The sequence below is a fragment of the Polaromonas sp. YR568 genome, assembly GCF_943372955.1.
Lineage (GTDB): Bacteria > Pseudomonadota > Gammaproteobacteria > Burkholderiales > Burkholderiaceae_C > Polaromonas.
The window spans coordinates 133,583-147,652 of sequence record NZ_CALSAL010000004.1 but is presented as its reverse complement, the minus strand read 5'-3'; the positions used below and the strand labels follow the sequence as shown (position 1 = coordinate 147,652).

The 14,070-nt window shown below is 63.3% G+C and carries 16 protein-coding genes; 11 read left to right on the top strand and 5 right to left on the bottom strand.

Features of this window, described 5'->3' with window-relative positions; all coding sequences use genetic code 11:
• Positions 1-26: 26 nt before the first annotated feature.
• A complete protein-coding gene (rlmJ, locus tag AAG793_RS12355; RefSeq protein WP_341908587.1) occupies positions 27-1,022 on the bottom strand; it encodes a 23S rRNA (adenine(2030)-N(6))-methyltransferase RlmJ in 996 nt (331 codons plus the stop codon).
• A gap of 229 nt (positions 1,023-1,251) precedes the next feature.
• On the opposite strand from rlmJ, the gene rplM reads away from it, so the two are divergent.
• The 5 genes from rplM to erpA all read left to right on the top strand — a co-directional run bounded on the left by rplM (position 1,252) and on the right by erpA (position 4,082).
• Positions 1,252-1,680: a 50S ribosomal protein L13 gene (gene rplM / locus AAG793_RS12350; protein ID WP_341908586.1), complete on the top strand. Its 429-nt coding sequence runs from the start codon at positions 1,252-1,254 to the stop codon at positions 1,678-1,680.
• 10 nt (positions 1,681-1,690) lie between these two features.
• Entirely contained in the window at positions 1,691-2,083 is a 393-nt protein-coding gene (gene rpsI / locus AAG793_RS12345) for a 30S ribosomal protein S9 (protein WP_341908585.1), read from the top strand.
• Positions 2,084-2,317: 234 nt separating this feature from the next.
• Positions 2,318-3,025, top strand: coding sequence for a DUF6776 family protein (locus tag AAG793_RS12340; protein WP_341908584.1), 708 nt, complete (start codon positions 2,318-2,320; stop codon positions 3,023-3,025).
• Between the two features lie 106 nt (positions 3,026-3,131).
• The gene (locus AAG793_RS12335) at positions 3,132-3,533 is read left to right on the top strand and encodes a polymer-forming cytoskeletal protein (RefSeq protein ID WP_341908583.1); all 402 of its coding nucleotides are present in this window, start codon (positions 3,132-3,134) and stop codon (positions 3,531-3,533) included.
• Positions 3,534-3,716: 183 nt separating this feature from the next.
• Positions 3,717-4,082 carry an iron-sulfur cluster insertion protein ErpA gene (erpA, locus tag AAG793_RS12330; protein WP_341908582.1) on the top strand — a complete coding sequence of 122 codons (366 nt, stop codon included), beginning with the start codon at positions 3,717-3,719 and terminating at the stop codon, positions 4,080-4,082.
• A gap of 68 nt (positions 4,083-4,150) precedes the next feature.
• On the opposite strand, the gene AAG793_RS12325 is transcribed toward erpA, so the two are convergent.
• Positions 4,151-5,287 carry an anhydro-N-acetylmuramic acid kinase gene (locus AAG793_RS12325; RefSeq protein WP_341908684.1) on the bottom strand — a complete coding sequence of 379 codons (1,137 nt, stop codon included), beginning with the start codon at positions 5,285-5,287 and terminating at the stop codon, positions 4,151-4,153.
• Positions 5,288-5,490: 203 nt separating this feature from the next.
• Positions 5,491-6,879 carry a peptidoglycan DD-metalloendopeptidase family protein gene (locus AAG793_RS12320; RefSeq protein WP_341908581.1) on the bottom strand — a complete coding sequence of 463 codons (1,389 nt, stop codon included), beginning with the start codon at positions 6,877-6,879 and terminating at the stop codon, positions 5,491-5,493.
• 197 nt (positions 6,880-7,076) lie between these two features.
• Between AAG793_RS12320 and tyrS the strand changes: the two genes are divergently transcribed.
• The 4 genes from tyrS to AAG793_RS12300 all read left to right on the top strand — a co-directional run bounded on the left by tyrS (position 7,077) and on the right by AAG793_RS12300 (position 10,773).
• Positions 7,077-8,309, top strand: a complete 1,233-nt coding sequence (gene tyrS, locus AAG793_RS12315) for a tyrosine--tRNA ligase (protein ID WP_341908580.1) — start codon at positions 7,077-7,079, stop codon at positions 8,307-8,309.
• Positions 8,310-8,388: 79 nt separating this feature from the next.
• The gene (locus AAG793_RS12310) at positions 8,389-9,159 is read left to right on the top strand and encodes a substrate-binding domain-containing protein (RefSeq protein ID WP_341908579.1); all 771 of its coding nucleotides are present in this window, start codon (positions 8,389-8,391) and stop codon (positions 9,157-9,159) included.
• A 15-nt stretch (positions 9,160-9,174) separates the two neighbouring features.
• Positions 9,175-9,639 (top strand): D-aminoacyl-tRNA deacylase, encoded by a 465-nt coding sequence (gene dtd, locus AAG793_RS12305; RefSeq protein WP_341908578.1) that lies wholly within the window; start codon positions 9,175-9,177, stop codon positions 9,637-9,639.
• A gap of 78 nt (positions 9,640-9,717) precedes the next feature.
• Positions 9,718-10,773: an amidohydrolase family protein gene (locus AAG793_RS12300; RefSeq protein ID WP_341908577.1), complete on the top strand. Its 1,056-nt coding sequence runs from the start codon at positions 9,718-9,720 to the stop codon at positions 10,771-10,773.
• 29 nt (positions 10,774-10,802) lie between these two features.
• Here the strand turns inward: AAG793_RS12300 and ybeY are convergent, their stop codons facing one another.
• Positions 10,803-11,291 (bottom strand): rRNA maturation RNase YbeY, encoded by a 489-nt coding sequence (gene ybeY / locus AAG793_RS12295; protein ID WP_341908576.1) that lies wholly within the window; start codon positions 11,289-11,291, stop codon positions 10,803-10,805.
• A complete protein-coding gene (locus AAG793_RS12290) occupies positions 11,281-12,300 on the bottom strand; it encodes a PhoH family protein (protein ID WP_341908575.1) in 1,020 nt (339 codons plus the stop codon). The genes ybeY and AAG793_RS12290 overlap by 11 nt, the downstream gene beginning before the upstream one ends.
• A gap of 102 nt (positions 12,301-12,402) precedes the next feature.
• Between AAG793_RS12290 and ruvA the strand changes: the two genes are divergently transcribed.
• Both ruvA and ruvB read left to right on the top strand, forming a co-directional pair.
• Positions 12,403-12,975 (top strand): Holliday junction branch migration protein RuvA, encoded by a 573-nt coding sequence (gene ruvA / locus AAG793_RS12285; protein WP_341908574.1) that lies wholly within the window; start codon positions 12,403-12,405, stop codon positions 12,973-12,975.
• Positions 12,976-12,985: 10 nt separating this feature from the next.
• On the top strand, positions 12,986-14,050 hold the full coding sequence (gene ruvB / locus AAG793_RS12280; RefSeq protein WP_341908573.1) for a Holliday junction branch migration DNA helicase RuvB: 1,065 nt from the start codon (positions 12,986-12,988) through the stop codon (positions 14,048-14,050).
• Positions 14,051-14,070 lie beyond the last annotated feature (20 nt).

Below are 14,070 nucleotides of genomic sequence, written 5' to 3'. Positions count from 1 at the left end.
TTCGCTCGTTTGTCTGGCGTGCTGGCTCAGCCGCCATGCTCCAGCGTGAAGCCGGCGTTGCGGTCCTGCCCCAGCAAGGTCACCATCTGCGGCAGCGCCGCCTGCAGCTCGCCTTTCAGCGTGTGCGGCGGGTTGATCACAAACATGCCACTGGCCGGCAGACCGGGCCGGACGACTTCGCCCGTTTCGTCGGTGGTCAGCTTGCTGGATTTCACTGTCAGTGCCGCATTGAGCCAGGCCCGCCCGGCCTTGACGGCCAGGGTTTTCAGCTTGCGCGGCAGGTCGTGCGCCTCGGGGCGCGGAATGATGGGGTACCAAACCACATAGGTGCCGGTGGCAAAGCGCTTGACGGCATCGGCCATGCAGGCCGCCAAGCGGGCGTAGTCGCTCTTGATCTCGTAGCTCGGGTCGCACAGCACCATGGCGCGGCGGGCGGGCGGCGGCAAAAAGGTCTTGAGCACCTCAAAGCCGTCTTCCCGGGCCACCGCCACCTGCCGGCCCACGCCCAGCTGCTCGATGTTGCCGGCCAGCGACTTGAAATCGGTCGGGTGCAGCTCGAACAACTTGAGCTTGTCGCGGCCGCTCAGGAACTGCTGCTCAATAAAGGGCGATCCGGGGTAAATCTTCAGATGGGCCAGCAAGCCGGTTTCGGCAAACTGCGGGTTCAGCTTGCGCAGCACCTCGGCGTAATCCTGCAGCGCCGGCGCCCACTGGCTAGTGTCGACCGGCTGGGGGGCGGCGTCTGCGACTGGCGCCAGCTTCTTTGCCGCAGCGGGTGCTTTCCCCGGCTTGGCGGGTGGCGTCAGCGGGGCTGAAAACAGCCGGAACACGCCTTCCTGGGCCTCGCCGCTGGTTTCCGTGTAATCGCCGTCCAGCCGGTACAGCCCCGCTCCGGCGTGGGTGTCAATCACCGTCAGCGCCGTGTCTTTCAGGGTCAGGTATTTCATCAACGCAATCAGCGTCGTGTGCTTGAGCACGTCGGCATGGTTGCCGGCGTGGAAGGCATGGCGGTAGGAAAACATGGGGCTATCCTACCTGCTTGCCACTGACAAAATGCCTCCGGGCACCGCCATATTGACGCAAGTCCTTGATTTTTCATATAATCTATGGCTCTGCAGCGCCAAGTGGTTCCGCGGCAGAGGAAGGTGCGCGCATCAAAGCACTCGCCGGATTGACTGCCTAAGAGGTTCTCAACAGAAGAACACCGACCGCAGAAAAGAACCCGACAAACCATTTTTCGGAAGAAAACTCATGAAAACGTTCAGCGCCAAACCCGCTGACGTGACGCACGAGTGGTTTGTGATTGACGCGACCGACAAGGTCCTCGGACGAGTAGCCAGCGAAGTTGCTCTCCGTTTGCGCGGCAAACACAAGGCCATTTACACGCCTCACGTCGATACCGGTGACTTCATCGTCATCATCAATGCAGCCCAGTTGCGTGTCACCGGCGCCAAGTCGCTGGACAAGATGTACTACCGCCATTCCGGTTACCCCGGCGGTATCACAGCCACCAACTTCCGCGACATGCAAGCCAAGCACCCCGGCCGCGCTTTGGAAAAAGCCGTCAAGGGCATGCTGCCCAAGGGCCCGCTCGGCTACGCCATGATCAAGAAACTCAAGGTGTACGGTGGTGCAGAGCACCCGCATACCGCCCAACAGCCCAAAGTGCTGGACATCTAAGGAGCTATTGATGATTGGTGAATGGAACAATGGCACCGGCCGTCGCAAATCCAGCGTCGCCCGCGTGTTCATCAAAAAAGGCACTGGCAAGATCACGATCAATGACCGTGACATCCAGGTGTTCTTCGGTCGCGAGACCTCGATCATGATCTGCCGCCAGCCCCTGTTTCTGACGAACCACGTCGAGACGTTTGACATCATGGTCAACGTCCACGGCGGCGGCGAGTCCGGCCAGGCCGGTGCAGTGCGCCACGGCATCACCCGTGCGCTGATCGATTACGACGCAAGCCTCAAGCCGGCCCTGAGCCAGGCTGGCTTCGTGACCCGTGACGCCCGTGAAGTCGAACGTAAAAAAGTCGGCTTCCGTTCAGCACGCCGTCGCAAGCAGTTCAGCAAGCGTTAATCAACGCCTGCAGCCCTGCTGCAAAAAGCCGCCACGGTTCGCGCCTGGCGGCTTTTTTCATGGCCGGACGCCGTTTCGTCCCAGCCATGACGGGCAAGAGGTGCGCTGCCGCACTTACCTGTTTTTACCGCTCAGGCCCGGGCAGGAGCGGTTTGGGCGTGCACAATGCATCTCCACACCGTCAACACTCACGGTCGGGAGGGCTCCCGGCCCTCACCCACCGCAGGACCTGATTTGAAATTCCGTCTGTTCCGCCGCCGCCTGACCATCAGTTCCCCGCGCATGGCGGTCCGCAGCGCGCTGCCATGGCCGCTGCGCTGGATGGCCGGCGCCCTGATGCTGGGTTTCTCGGCCGCCCTTGCCTTGTGGGCCTTCGAGTTCGGCAAGGGCATTGCCGGGCTGGACACCGGCGCCAAGGAAGAACTCCGCCTGCTGCGGCAAGAGGTGCTGTCGCTGCGCGAAGACCGCGACAAGGCGCAGTCCATCGCCAACACCTCGGGCAGCCTGTTGACTGCAGAAAAGGCGGCGCAGGAGAAGATGCAAAGCCAGATGCGGCAGCTGGAAATGGAAAACCGCAGCCTGCGGGACGACCTCGGCTTTTTCGAGAAACTGCTGCCCGCCAGCAGCACGGAAGTGGCCACCATCCGCAGTCTTCAGGCCGAGGCGCTGTCGGCCACCCAGCTCAAGTGGCAGGTGCTGGTGCTGCAACCCGTCAAGAATGCGCCCGTGTTCAATGGCCAGTTAGAGCTCACTCTCGGCGGCACACTCGCCGGTAAACCGTGGGTGATGGCACTTCCCGGCGGCGCGCAGGCGCTGCAGTTCAAGCAATACCGGCGGGTGGAAGGCGTGCTCGACTTGCCCCCCCAAGCCGTGGTAAAAACAGTCACGGCCAAGCTGATGGAAGGGACCACGGTTCGCTCCATACAGACCTTCAAGATGTGAGGTCACCTTTCCCCGTTCTGCCGTTCCGTTTTACCCCGATCCGCAGTCCCAAGCCCCTCCCTTTGGGGCTGATGTGGTCTTCCCTCCCTTTTTTCAGGAGCGCCTCATGTTCGGCAAAAAGAAGCAACCGCCCATCAAGAGCCTGATTGCCCACGGCAGTTGCATCGAGGGCAACCTGAAGTTCTCGGACGGGCTGCGCATCGACGGCGACGTGGTGGGCGACATCCGCGCCAACGACGGCAGTGCCAGCATTCTGGTCATCAGTGAATCGGCGACCGTCACCGGCCACATCCATGCCGACCACGTGATCATCAATGGCCGCGTGCTCGGCCCGGTGCATGCGTCCGAGCTCCTAGAGCTTCAGCCCAAAGCCAAGATCGAAGGCGACGTGTCTTACAAAGCGCTTGAAATGCACCAGGGGGCCGTCATCTTTGGTCAGCTGCGCCCGACGGCCCTGCCCCAGCTCGAAGAAAAGCCCACACTCAAACTGGCGGCCAACAACCCCTGAAATATAGGTGATGTGAGCGCACGCTGACGGTAAAGCAAGAGCTTTTCAGGTGGTGTTGCGATAACACCCGTGCGCGTTATGGTTGATTGATTTGCTGTAGTATTCAAAGGTGGTAGTTGTACCGAACGCTTGCGTTCTGTTCAGACCACCCATTCCCTTGACGGTTCTTGACGGAGTTTCCCCATGAGTGCAGTTGCCGAAGTTGTTCCTACCGAAATGCCCGCCCCCTTTGTCTTCACCGACAGCGCGGCGTCCAAGGTGGCAGAGCTGATTGCCGAAGAAGGCAACCCGGACCTGAAACTGCGCGTGTTTGTGCAGGGCGGCGGCTGCTCTGGCTTCCAGTACGGCTTTACCTTTGACGAGATCACCAACGAAGACGACACCACCATGACCAAAAATGGCGTGTCGCTGCTGATCGATGCAATGAGCTACCAGTACCTGGTAGGCGCTGAAATCGACTACAAGGACGACCTCGAAGGCGCCCAGTTCGTCATCAAGAACCCGAATGCCACCAGCACCTGCGGTTGCGGCTCCAGCTTCTCGGCCTGAGCAATCCGCACACGATTCATTGAAAAGCCGCCCTCGGGCGGCTTTTTTTGCGTCTGCAGGGTGTGGGGTCAGGCCGGGTAGATGGCACCGAGCACGCGCAGGCCAGCCGCACCGGTCACGCTGGGCAGGTTGCCCGGACGCCGCAACACGGTCTGACGCGCCAGCCACGCAAACGCAGCGGCTTCCACCTGCAGTGGCGGCAGGCCATGCAGGTCAGACGACGACACCTGCAGCCACGGCAAGCCGGCTTGCAGACGCTGGATCAGATGGCTGTTGTAAGCGCCGCCGCCACACACAATCAGCGCCGCGCAGCCACGGGCATGTTGCTCGATGTCCGCAATGCAGGCTGCCGCCGTGAACTCTGCTAGCGTGTGCTGAACATCCTGCGGCCGTTCGGCTGCGAATGGCGCCAGCTGGTGCTTCAGCCAGCCTAGGCTAAATAAATCTCGGCCAGTGCTTTTGGGTGGTGGCAGTTGCAGGTAGGGCTCGGCCATCAGACGGGCGAGCAAGGCAGGCAACCGCTGCCCACCGGCTGCCCACGCACCGCCAGCATCAAAGGCTTGGCCGGTGTGCTGATGGCACCACGCGTCCATCAGCGCATTACCCGGTCCGCAGTCAAAACCCAGTACTGGCCCCTGCCCTCCCGCCGGCAGGATGCTGAGATTGGCGATGCCGCCCAGATTCAGCACCACCATCGGCGCGTCGGGCCGGCCGAACACCCCCTGATGGAACGCGGGAACCAGCGGCGCGCCCTGGCCACCGGCCGCCACATCGCGGCTGCGAAAGTCGGCCACTACATCCAGACCGGTGAGCTCGGCCAGCCGTGCCGGGTTGTTCAACTGCAGGGTATAGGCCTGCTCGACCGGGTTCGCAGCGCTGCCCGGCTGGTGCCTGACGGTTTGCCCATGTGCGCCGACGGCCCGCACCTGCGCCTTGCCAATGCCCTGCGACGCAGCGGCATCGAGCAGCGACTGCACCACGCAGGCATACACAGCCGCCACCTGATTGCCCGCCAACGCGGCGCGGTGCAGCTCGTTGGCACCGGGGCTGTTGAGCGCCAGCAACTCCTGCCGGAAGCCCGCCTCGAAAGGCTCCGTCGCAGACGCCACCACACGCGGCGCGGTGCCAGAGAAATCGACGAGCACGCCGTCAGCACCGTCCAGCGAAGTGCCCGACATCAGGCCAATGTAGAAATCAGACATCAGGCTATTTTGCCTCGCTCAGGCGACTCCCAAGCAACTGTCCTTCGACAGGCTTAGGACGAACGGGGTTCAGAGCAAGCTGAGCGATAAAGAAGGAAGGTCTTCACACCAGCAGAGCCGCGGAGCTGGCTTTGCCAGGCCGCAGGCGAAACGGCCCCCTCGGGGGGCAGGAAGCTACGCGTAGCGAGCGACCGTGGGGGCTTCAGTTATTCAGTACGCGTCTGCGTGATGCTCGCCGCCGCCTGCAGCTGCATGCGCACATCGCCCGCCACCTGCCGGAACACAGGCAAAGCAGCTGCGGGGACCGGAACGGCTTCGCTCTGCTTGGCGATCAGCATCGGGTCCTGGTGCTGCCCGTTGACACGGAATTCAAAGTGCAGATGCGGGCCGGTGGCCCAGCCCGTCGCACCGACCAGACCGATGGTCTGGCCCTGCGTCACAGGCTGACCACGCTGGACCATGATCTTGCTGAGGTGGGCATACACCGTCTCATGGCCATTGCGGTGCTTGATGAACACCACATTGCCGTAGCCGTTTTGCACACCGGCGAACTCGATCACACCGTCACCCACAGTCCGTGCTGGCGTGCCGGTGGGCGCTGCGAAGTCCGTGCCGAGGTGGGCGCGCCATTTCTGCAGGATGGGGTGAAAGCGCATCGAGAAACCACTGCTGACGCGGGAGAACTCCACCGGCGAGCTGAGGTAGGCGCGGCGCAGGCTCTGGCCATCGAGCGTGTAGTAGGTACCCTTATGGGCAACGCCTGTCGCATCCTTGCCGGGCGGCTGGAACCACATGGCCTGGAAAGCCTTGCCGGCATTCACAAATTCAGCGGATAGCACGCGGCCAGTGCGCAATGGCTCGCCATCGGCTTCCAGCGTTTCGTAGACCACATTGAAGCGGTCGCCCTTGCGCAGCGCGCGGCGGAAGTCGATGTCGCCCGAGAAAATCTCAGCCATCTGCACGGCCACGGCATCCGGGATGCGGGCTTCGTCGGTGGCGGCAAACAGCGAACTCTGGATCACGCCGCTGGACAGGCGGGTCGAGCTGACATAAGGCACGGCCTCAATGCGGGACGTGAAACCCGCGCCGGTGCGCTCGACCACCAGCCGCTTGAACAACGCGTCGTCTTCGCTGGGCCAGCGCATGCTGAGCTTTTGCAGCTGCTGGCTGTCGCTGGCCTCCGCCGTCACGTTCTTGCCGGGGCGGCCAGCGAGCAGGAAGCGGGCATTCGCGTCAGAGCGCAGGAAAGCGGCAGCGGCGCTGTCGTCGATGTTCAGGCGCCGGAGCAAGGCGTCGACCGTGTCGCTGCTGCGGGTGCTATCGGTGCGGAACAGGTTGAAACGGAAGTCGCCCAGCACCTCGGTTTGCGGTGCGGTGGCCAGAGGCTGCACCTCTTCGAGAATCTGGCGGACTGGCAAATCGGCGGCGTCGGGCGCCAGAGGAGCCACGCCGAATGCAGTCACCCCGGTTCCCAGCAGCAGGGCGGCCAGTGTGGTGGTGACTCGTCGGGGGTGGCGGCGGAGGCTTTCGGCGACAGGGCGCAGAATCCGCGAAGGCTTTGGCAGAGGCAAATCAGAATCCCGACTCAAGTGCATCGGTCGCGCGTTGCACGGCCGACTGCGTTAAAAGGGGTTGCCCGATGCCCGCCTGCCGGTGGCCGGGGGCGGGATCGTCAGGCTGCAAATCTTCTGGTCCAGCTTCAGCAAGTTACAGGCCAACTAAAATGACCGGCTGAAGCAGGAAAACACCCATTCTATCCGCCGGACACGTCCTCGGCATGTGAAAAACCCTTATGAATCAAGCAGTTGTTACAAATCATCCGGTCACGGACCGCGTCCGGGAGGCCCTCGCCGTGTCCCTGCGAGGCTGCGAGGAGCTGATTCCGCAAGACGAATGGGTCAAAAAACTGGCCCGCTCCGAAGCCACAGGCGTGCCGCTGCGCATCAAATTGGGGCTGGACCCGACAGCGCCTGACATTCATGTCGGCCACACCGTGGTGCTGAACAAAATGCGGCAGCTGCAGGACCTGGGCCACACCGTGATTTTCCTGATCGGGGACTTCACCAGCCTGATTGGCGACCCGTCCGGCCGCAACGCCACCCGCCCGCCGCTGACGGCGGAGCAGATCAAGGTGAATGCCGAAACCTATTACCGCCAGGCCAGTCTGGTGTTGGACCCGGCCAAAACCGAGATCCGCTACAACAGCGAGTGGAGCGAGCCGCTGGGCGCCACCGGCATGATCCAGCTGGCCTCACGGTACACCGTGGCCCGCATGATGGAGCGCAACGACTTCAATGACCGCTTCAAGGCCGGCACGCCGATCAGCGTGCATGAGTTCCTGTACCCGCTGATGCAGGGCTATGACTCGGTGGCACTCAAGAGTGATCTGGAGCTGGGCGGCACCGACCAGAAGTTCAACCTGCTGATGGGTCGGCACCTGCAGGCCGAATACGGCCAGGAGCCGCAGTGCATCCTGACCATGCCGCTGCTCGAAGGCCTGGACGGCATCGAGAAGATGTCCAAGAGCAAGAACAACTACATCGGCATTTCCGAAGACGCCAACACCATGTTCGCCAAGGTGCTGAGCATCTCCGATGTGCTGATGTGGCGGTGGTACACGCTGCTGAGCTTCCGGAGCGAAGCGGAGATTGCCGCCCTCAAGGCCGAGGTCGACGGTGGCCGCAACCCCAAGGACGCCAAAGTCGCGCTGGCCAAGGAAATCACCGCGCGCTTTCATTCCGCCGCCGCTGCGGATGCGGCCGAGCAGGACTTCATCAACCGCAGCAAGGGCGGCGTGCCGGATGAAATTCCCGAGGTGTCGCTGTCCGGCGCGCCGATGGGCATAGGCGCCCTGCTCAAGGCCGCAGGTCTCGCCCCCTCAGGCAGCGAGGCCAATCGGCTGATCGACGGGGGCGGCGTGCGCATCGACTCCAGCGTGGTCAGCGACAAGACGCTGAAACTCAACGCCGGCACCTATGTGCTGCAGGTGGGCAAGCGCAAATTCGCGCGCGTTACCCTGGCTTGAAGCAAGCCATTCCGATTTGCCTCACACTGGCCTCGCTCCGAACCCGGCATTGAAACCCACCCACTCTGAAGGATTCACCGTGAAGCCCAGCTCCTTCCTGAAACGTGTTCTCGCCTCCACCCTTTTGATCGCAGGCGCGCAGGTCAGCGCAGCTGAAATTGCCGTACTCAGCGCCGGCGCCATTGAGCCCGGCCTGCGCGCAGCAGCCACCGCCTTCCAGCAGCAGACCGGTCACACGGTCAAGATCACCTTCAACACGGCCCCGCAGTTGCGCCAACGCATGGAAGGCAATCCGGCCTTTGACGTGGTGATTGCGCCGCCGGCCGTGATTGGCGAGTTCGCGCAGGCCGGCAAGCTGGCCGAAACACGGGCCAACGTGGGCCGCGTCGGCATGGGGGTGACGGTCCGTGAGGGCGCACCGGTGCCTGACATTTCCAGCGCAGAAGCCATCAAGCAGTCTGTGCTGGCCGCCGACTCGCTGGTCTTCAACCGTGCATCGACCGGCCTGTATTTCGAAGGCCTGCTGCGCAAGATGGACATCTACACCCAGGTAGAGGCCAAGACGACGCGCTACCCCGATGGTGCCTCCGTGATGGAGCACGTGATCAAGGCCGCCAAGCCCGGTGCGGTGCGTGAAATCGGCTTTGCGCCCATCACCGAAATCCTGCTGTACCAGGGCAAGGGACTGAAGTTCGTCGGCCCCTTCCCGGCGGAAGTGCAGAACTACACGTCTTACACGGCAGCACCTCTGGCCCTCGGCGGGCAACAGGCGCTGGCGCAGCAGTTTGTGAGCTTTCTGTCGGGCCCGGTAGGCAAGCCCTTGTTCGTGGCGGCTGGCATCACCGACTGACCGGGCGAGCGCCGGATGCGAGCGATCCTGCAGCGCGTGGCCGAGGCGCGTGTCGTCATTGATGGCGCGGTGGCAGGCGCCATCGGCCCGGGCCTTCTGGTGCTGCTGTGCGCCGAGCATGGCGACACCGATGGCCACGCCGACCGCATGCTGGCCAAGATCCTCAAGCTGCGGATTTTTTCAGACGATGCCAGCAAGATGAACCGCAGCGTGCAGGACCTTGACGGCCAGGGCCTGCGCGGCGGCCTGCTGGTGGTGAGCCAGTTCACGCTGGCGGCTGATGTGTCAGGCGGCAACCGGCCCAGCTTCACCGGCGCCGCCCTGCCGGCGGAGGGTCGCAGGCTGTACGACCACTTTGTCGCGCAGGCCCGCATCGCGCACGCTCCGGTGGAAACCGGGCAATTCGGCGCCGACATGAAGGTACATCTGGTCAACAACGGGCCGGTGACCATCCCCTTGCGTATCGGGCAGACCGACTGAAGCGGCTCTCGCCACGAGCCAATCACCGGAAATCCAGTAACCAAAAAAACAGAATCAGCAAAACACGAGGGAATGGCGATGAAAAAGGCATGGATCGCTGCGGTACTGTCCGCAGGCATCGGTTTCGGCTGGGCGCAGCCCCTTCCGATGATTGACACACACGCACACTTTCAGACCATTCCCTACAAGGAGATGGAGGCCTCGCACAAGACGGCGCTGGCCACCATGGACCGCTTCGGCATTGCGCGCAGCCTGCTGATGCCGCCGCCTTTCGCCACGGTCACCCCGCAATGGTTCTACGACATCGAGGACCTGCTGTTCACCACCAAAGCCCACCCCGACCGGTTTGCGGTGCTGGGCGGCAGCACGCTGAACGTGATGATTCACGAAACCAGAGTAGATGCCGTGAACGACGGGGTGAAAGACAAATTCCGCAAGCGGGCGCAGGAGATCGTGAAACTCGGCGCGGTGGGCTTCGGGGAGATCGCGGTGATGCATGTCTCCATTCCGGCGATGGGCCCGCGCCACGCGTTTGAAGACGTGCCGGCCGATCACCCGCTGCTGCTTCTGCTGGCGGACGTGGCGGCCGAAAACGACATCCCGATCGACCTGCACTGCGATCTGGTGCCAGAAGACATGCCGCTGCCCGATGTGCTCAAGCCCAACCCGCTCAATCCGCCGGTACTCAAGAGCAACCTTGCAGCGCTGGAGCGGCTGCTGGCCCATAACCGCAAGGCGCAGATTGTGTGGGTGCATGTCGGCTTCGAGCCACTGCTCACGCGCGCACCAGAGCGGGTGCGCCAGATGCTGACGGCGCACCCCAACCTTTCGATGAGTTTCAGGCTCAACCGCGGCGCGCCACGGCCTGCCGCCGCGCTGGACCCGGATGGCAAGGTCAAGGAAGCGTGGGTGGCGCTGGTGAACGAGTTTCCCGACCGTTTCATGCTGGGCAGTGATTCGTTCTACGCCCGCAACGGCATCGCGCGCGGCTCCAGCGAAGAAGGGCTGACGAATCTGCGCAATCTGGTCGAGCAGCTGCCGCCGGAAGTGGGTGCCAAGGTGGCCAACGGCAATGCCACGCGCCTCTACCGGCTGGACCGGCCGGCCTTCAGCAAGGGCGCTGGCACGCGGTAAGTCGTGTGGGGTCCGTGGGGACGCAACTCTCAGTACGGGTTGCCAAAGCCCAGTGAAGCCAGCAGCAGAATCTCCAGCGCTTCCATCTCCAGCGCATCGCGCTCGCTGGTTTCATGGTCATAGCCCTGGGCATGCAGCGTGGCGTGCACCAGCAGGTGCGCGTAGTGGGCCTCAAGCGTCTTGCCCTGCTCCGCCGCTTCGCGCGCCACCACTGGGCCGCACAGCACCAGATCGGCCGTGACCACCGGCTCGCGGGTGTAATCGAAGGTGAGCACGTTGGTGGCGTAGTCCTTGCCGCGGTAGTCGCGGTTCAGTGCCTGCGCTTCGGCTTCGCCGACGATGCGCACGGTCAGCTCGGCGTCACTTGCCAGTGCGTGGCAAATCCACTGCAGCACATCACGGCGCGGCAGTGCGGCGCGATGACGGGCGAGATCGGGAAAGGTGCCGAACTGGAGCGACAGGTCCAGCGTATTCAATACGGCGCTCAATGCGGCGTTCGATGCAGCATCACGAGCCATTGCGACTCCGCGTCCGCGTGCTTCTGGTCACTGGGGTGATGGCATCCAGAACATCCGCCGACGGCTCAATGGGCGCACGCTGCTTGTCGTAGGCATCCACGATGCGGGCCACCAGCGGATGGCGCACCACGTCGGCACTGGTCAGGCGCGTGATCGCGATGCCTTTGACCCGTCGCAGAACCCGTTCTGCATCGACCAGCCCGCTGAGCTGGGTGCGCGGCAGATCCACCTGGCTCACGTCACCGGTGACCACCGCCTTGGCGCCAAAGCCGATGCGGGTGAGAAACATCTTCATCTGCTCGGGCGTGGTGTTTTGCGCTTCGTCCAGAATCACAAACGCATGGTTGAGCGTGCGCCCGCGCATGAAGGCCAGCGGTGCAATCTCGATCTGCTGGCGCTCGAACGCCTTCTGTACGCGCTCGAAACCCATCAGTTCATACAGCGCGTCGTAGAGTGGCCGCAGATACGGGTCCACCTTCTGGCTCAGGTCGCCGGGCAGAAAGCCGAGCCGCTCGCCGGCCTCCACTGCCGGGCGCGTCAGCACAATGCGTTGGACGGTGCTGCGCTCCAGTGCATCGACTGCGCAGGCGACAGCCAGATAGGTCTTGCCGGTACCGGCCGGCCCGATGCCAAAGGTAATGTCGTGGGTGGCGATGTTGTCGAGGTAAGTACCCTGATTCACGGTGCGGGCGCGCAGATCGGCCCGGCGTGTGGACAGTACCGGCACGCCGTCAGTGCTGGTCGCGGTGCTGATGGCCGGGTCGCCGGCCAGCATCAGCTGCACCATGTCCTCGGCAATCGGCCGCTGGGCGAGCTCATACAGCGCCTGCAGAACCTCCAGCGCCTGCTGCGCCTTGACCTTGGGGCCGTCGATCTTGAACTGCTCGAAGCGGTGCGCGATCGTGACCTGCAGCGCCGCCTCGATGGTGCGGATGTGCGAGTCCATCGGTCCACACAAATGACCCATGCGGGTGTTGTTGGGCGGCGTGAAGGTGTGGCGAAGAATCAAGGCGAGGGTTTCCGGAAAAGGGCGCCAAATCGGCGGTGGAACGGGCTGGAATGCAATTGTCCGCCCAAATCTCCAAAGCCACCTGACTGCTAAGATTCACCAATGATAGGAAGACTCTCCGGCCAGCTGGCCGAAAAAAACCCACCGGAAATTCTGGTGGATTGCCAGGGCGTCGGCTACGAGGTGCTGGTGCCCATGAGCACCTTCTATAACCTGCCCGCGCTGGGCGAAAAAGTCACCCTGCTCACCCACTTTGTGGTGCGGGAAGATGCGCAGATTCTTTACGGCTTTGGCAGCGCCACCGAGCGTGCGGCCTTCCGCCAACTCATCAAGATTTCCGGTGTCGGCCCCCGCACCGCGCTCAGCGTGCTGAGCGGCATGAGCGTCGAGGAACTGGCCCAGGCCGTGACGCAACAGGAAGCCGGCCGCATCATCAAGGTGCCGGGCATCGGCAAGAAAACCGCCGAGCGCCTGCTGCTGGAGCTCAAGGGCAAGCTGGGTGCCGACATCGGCATCACCGTCAGTATCGCCAACGATGCGCAGTCCGACATCCTGCAGGCCTTGGTGGCACTGGGCTACAGCGACCGCGATGCTGCACTGGCGCTGAAGGCGCTTCCGAAAGACATCGGGGTGAGTGACGGCATCAAGCTGGCGCTGAAAGCATTGGCCAAGTGATATTCACGACATGACCATTCAGACCGACGATTTTTCCGCGGGCGATTTTCCACCGGCCAAGCGCGTGATGTCGGCCGTGCCCGCCTCACCCGGCGAGGAAGCCATTGAGCGCGCCCTGCGCCCCAAGCTGTTTGACGAGTACGTCGGTCAAACCAAGGTGCGGGACCAACTGGAGATTTTCATCGGTGCGGCCAAAAAGCGCAGCGAGGCGCTGGACCATGTGCTGCTGTTTGGCCCGCCCGGCCTGGGCAAGACCACGCTCTCCCACATCATTGCGCATGAACTGGGCGTGAACCTGCGCCAGACCTCGGGGCCGGTGCTGGAAAAACCCAAGGACCTGGCCGCGCTGCTGACGAATCTGGAGAAGAACGACGTGCTGTTCATCGACGAGATTCACCGCCTGAGCCCTGTAGTCGAGGAGATTCTGTATCCCGCGCTGGAGGATTACCAGATCGACATCATGATCGGCGAGGGCCCAGCCGCGCGCAGCATCAAGCTCGACCTGCAGCCCTTCACGCTGGTGGGCGCAACCACCCGCGCCGGCATGCTGACCAACCCGCTGCGTGACCGCTTCGGCATCGTCGCGCGGCTGGAGTTTTACACGCCGGACGAACTGGCACGCATCGTGAAGCGCAGTGCGAAGCTGCTCAACGCGCCCATCGACGATGCCGGCGGCTTCGAGATCGCCCGTCGCTCACGCGGCACACCGCGGATTGCCAACCGGCTGTTGCGCCGGGTGCGTGACTATGCGGACGTGAAAGGCACCGGCCACATCAACCTCGACATCGCCAACAAGGCACTGGCCATGCTCGACGTGGACCCGCAGGGCTTTGACGTGATGGACCGTAAGCTGCTGGAGGCTGTGATTCACCGCTTCGATGGCGGCCCGGTCGGGCTGGACAACATTGCCGCCAGCATCGGCGAAGAGCGTGACACGATTGAAGACGTGATTGAGCCCTATCTGATCCAGCAGGGCTACCTGCAGCGCACGCCGCGCGGTCGGGTGGCCACGCTGGCGGCCTACCGCCATCTGGGGGTGTCGCCGCCCACCACTGGCAACGACATGTTCAGCTGAGGGCCGGGCAACCCGGCCTG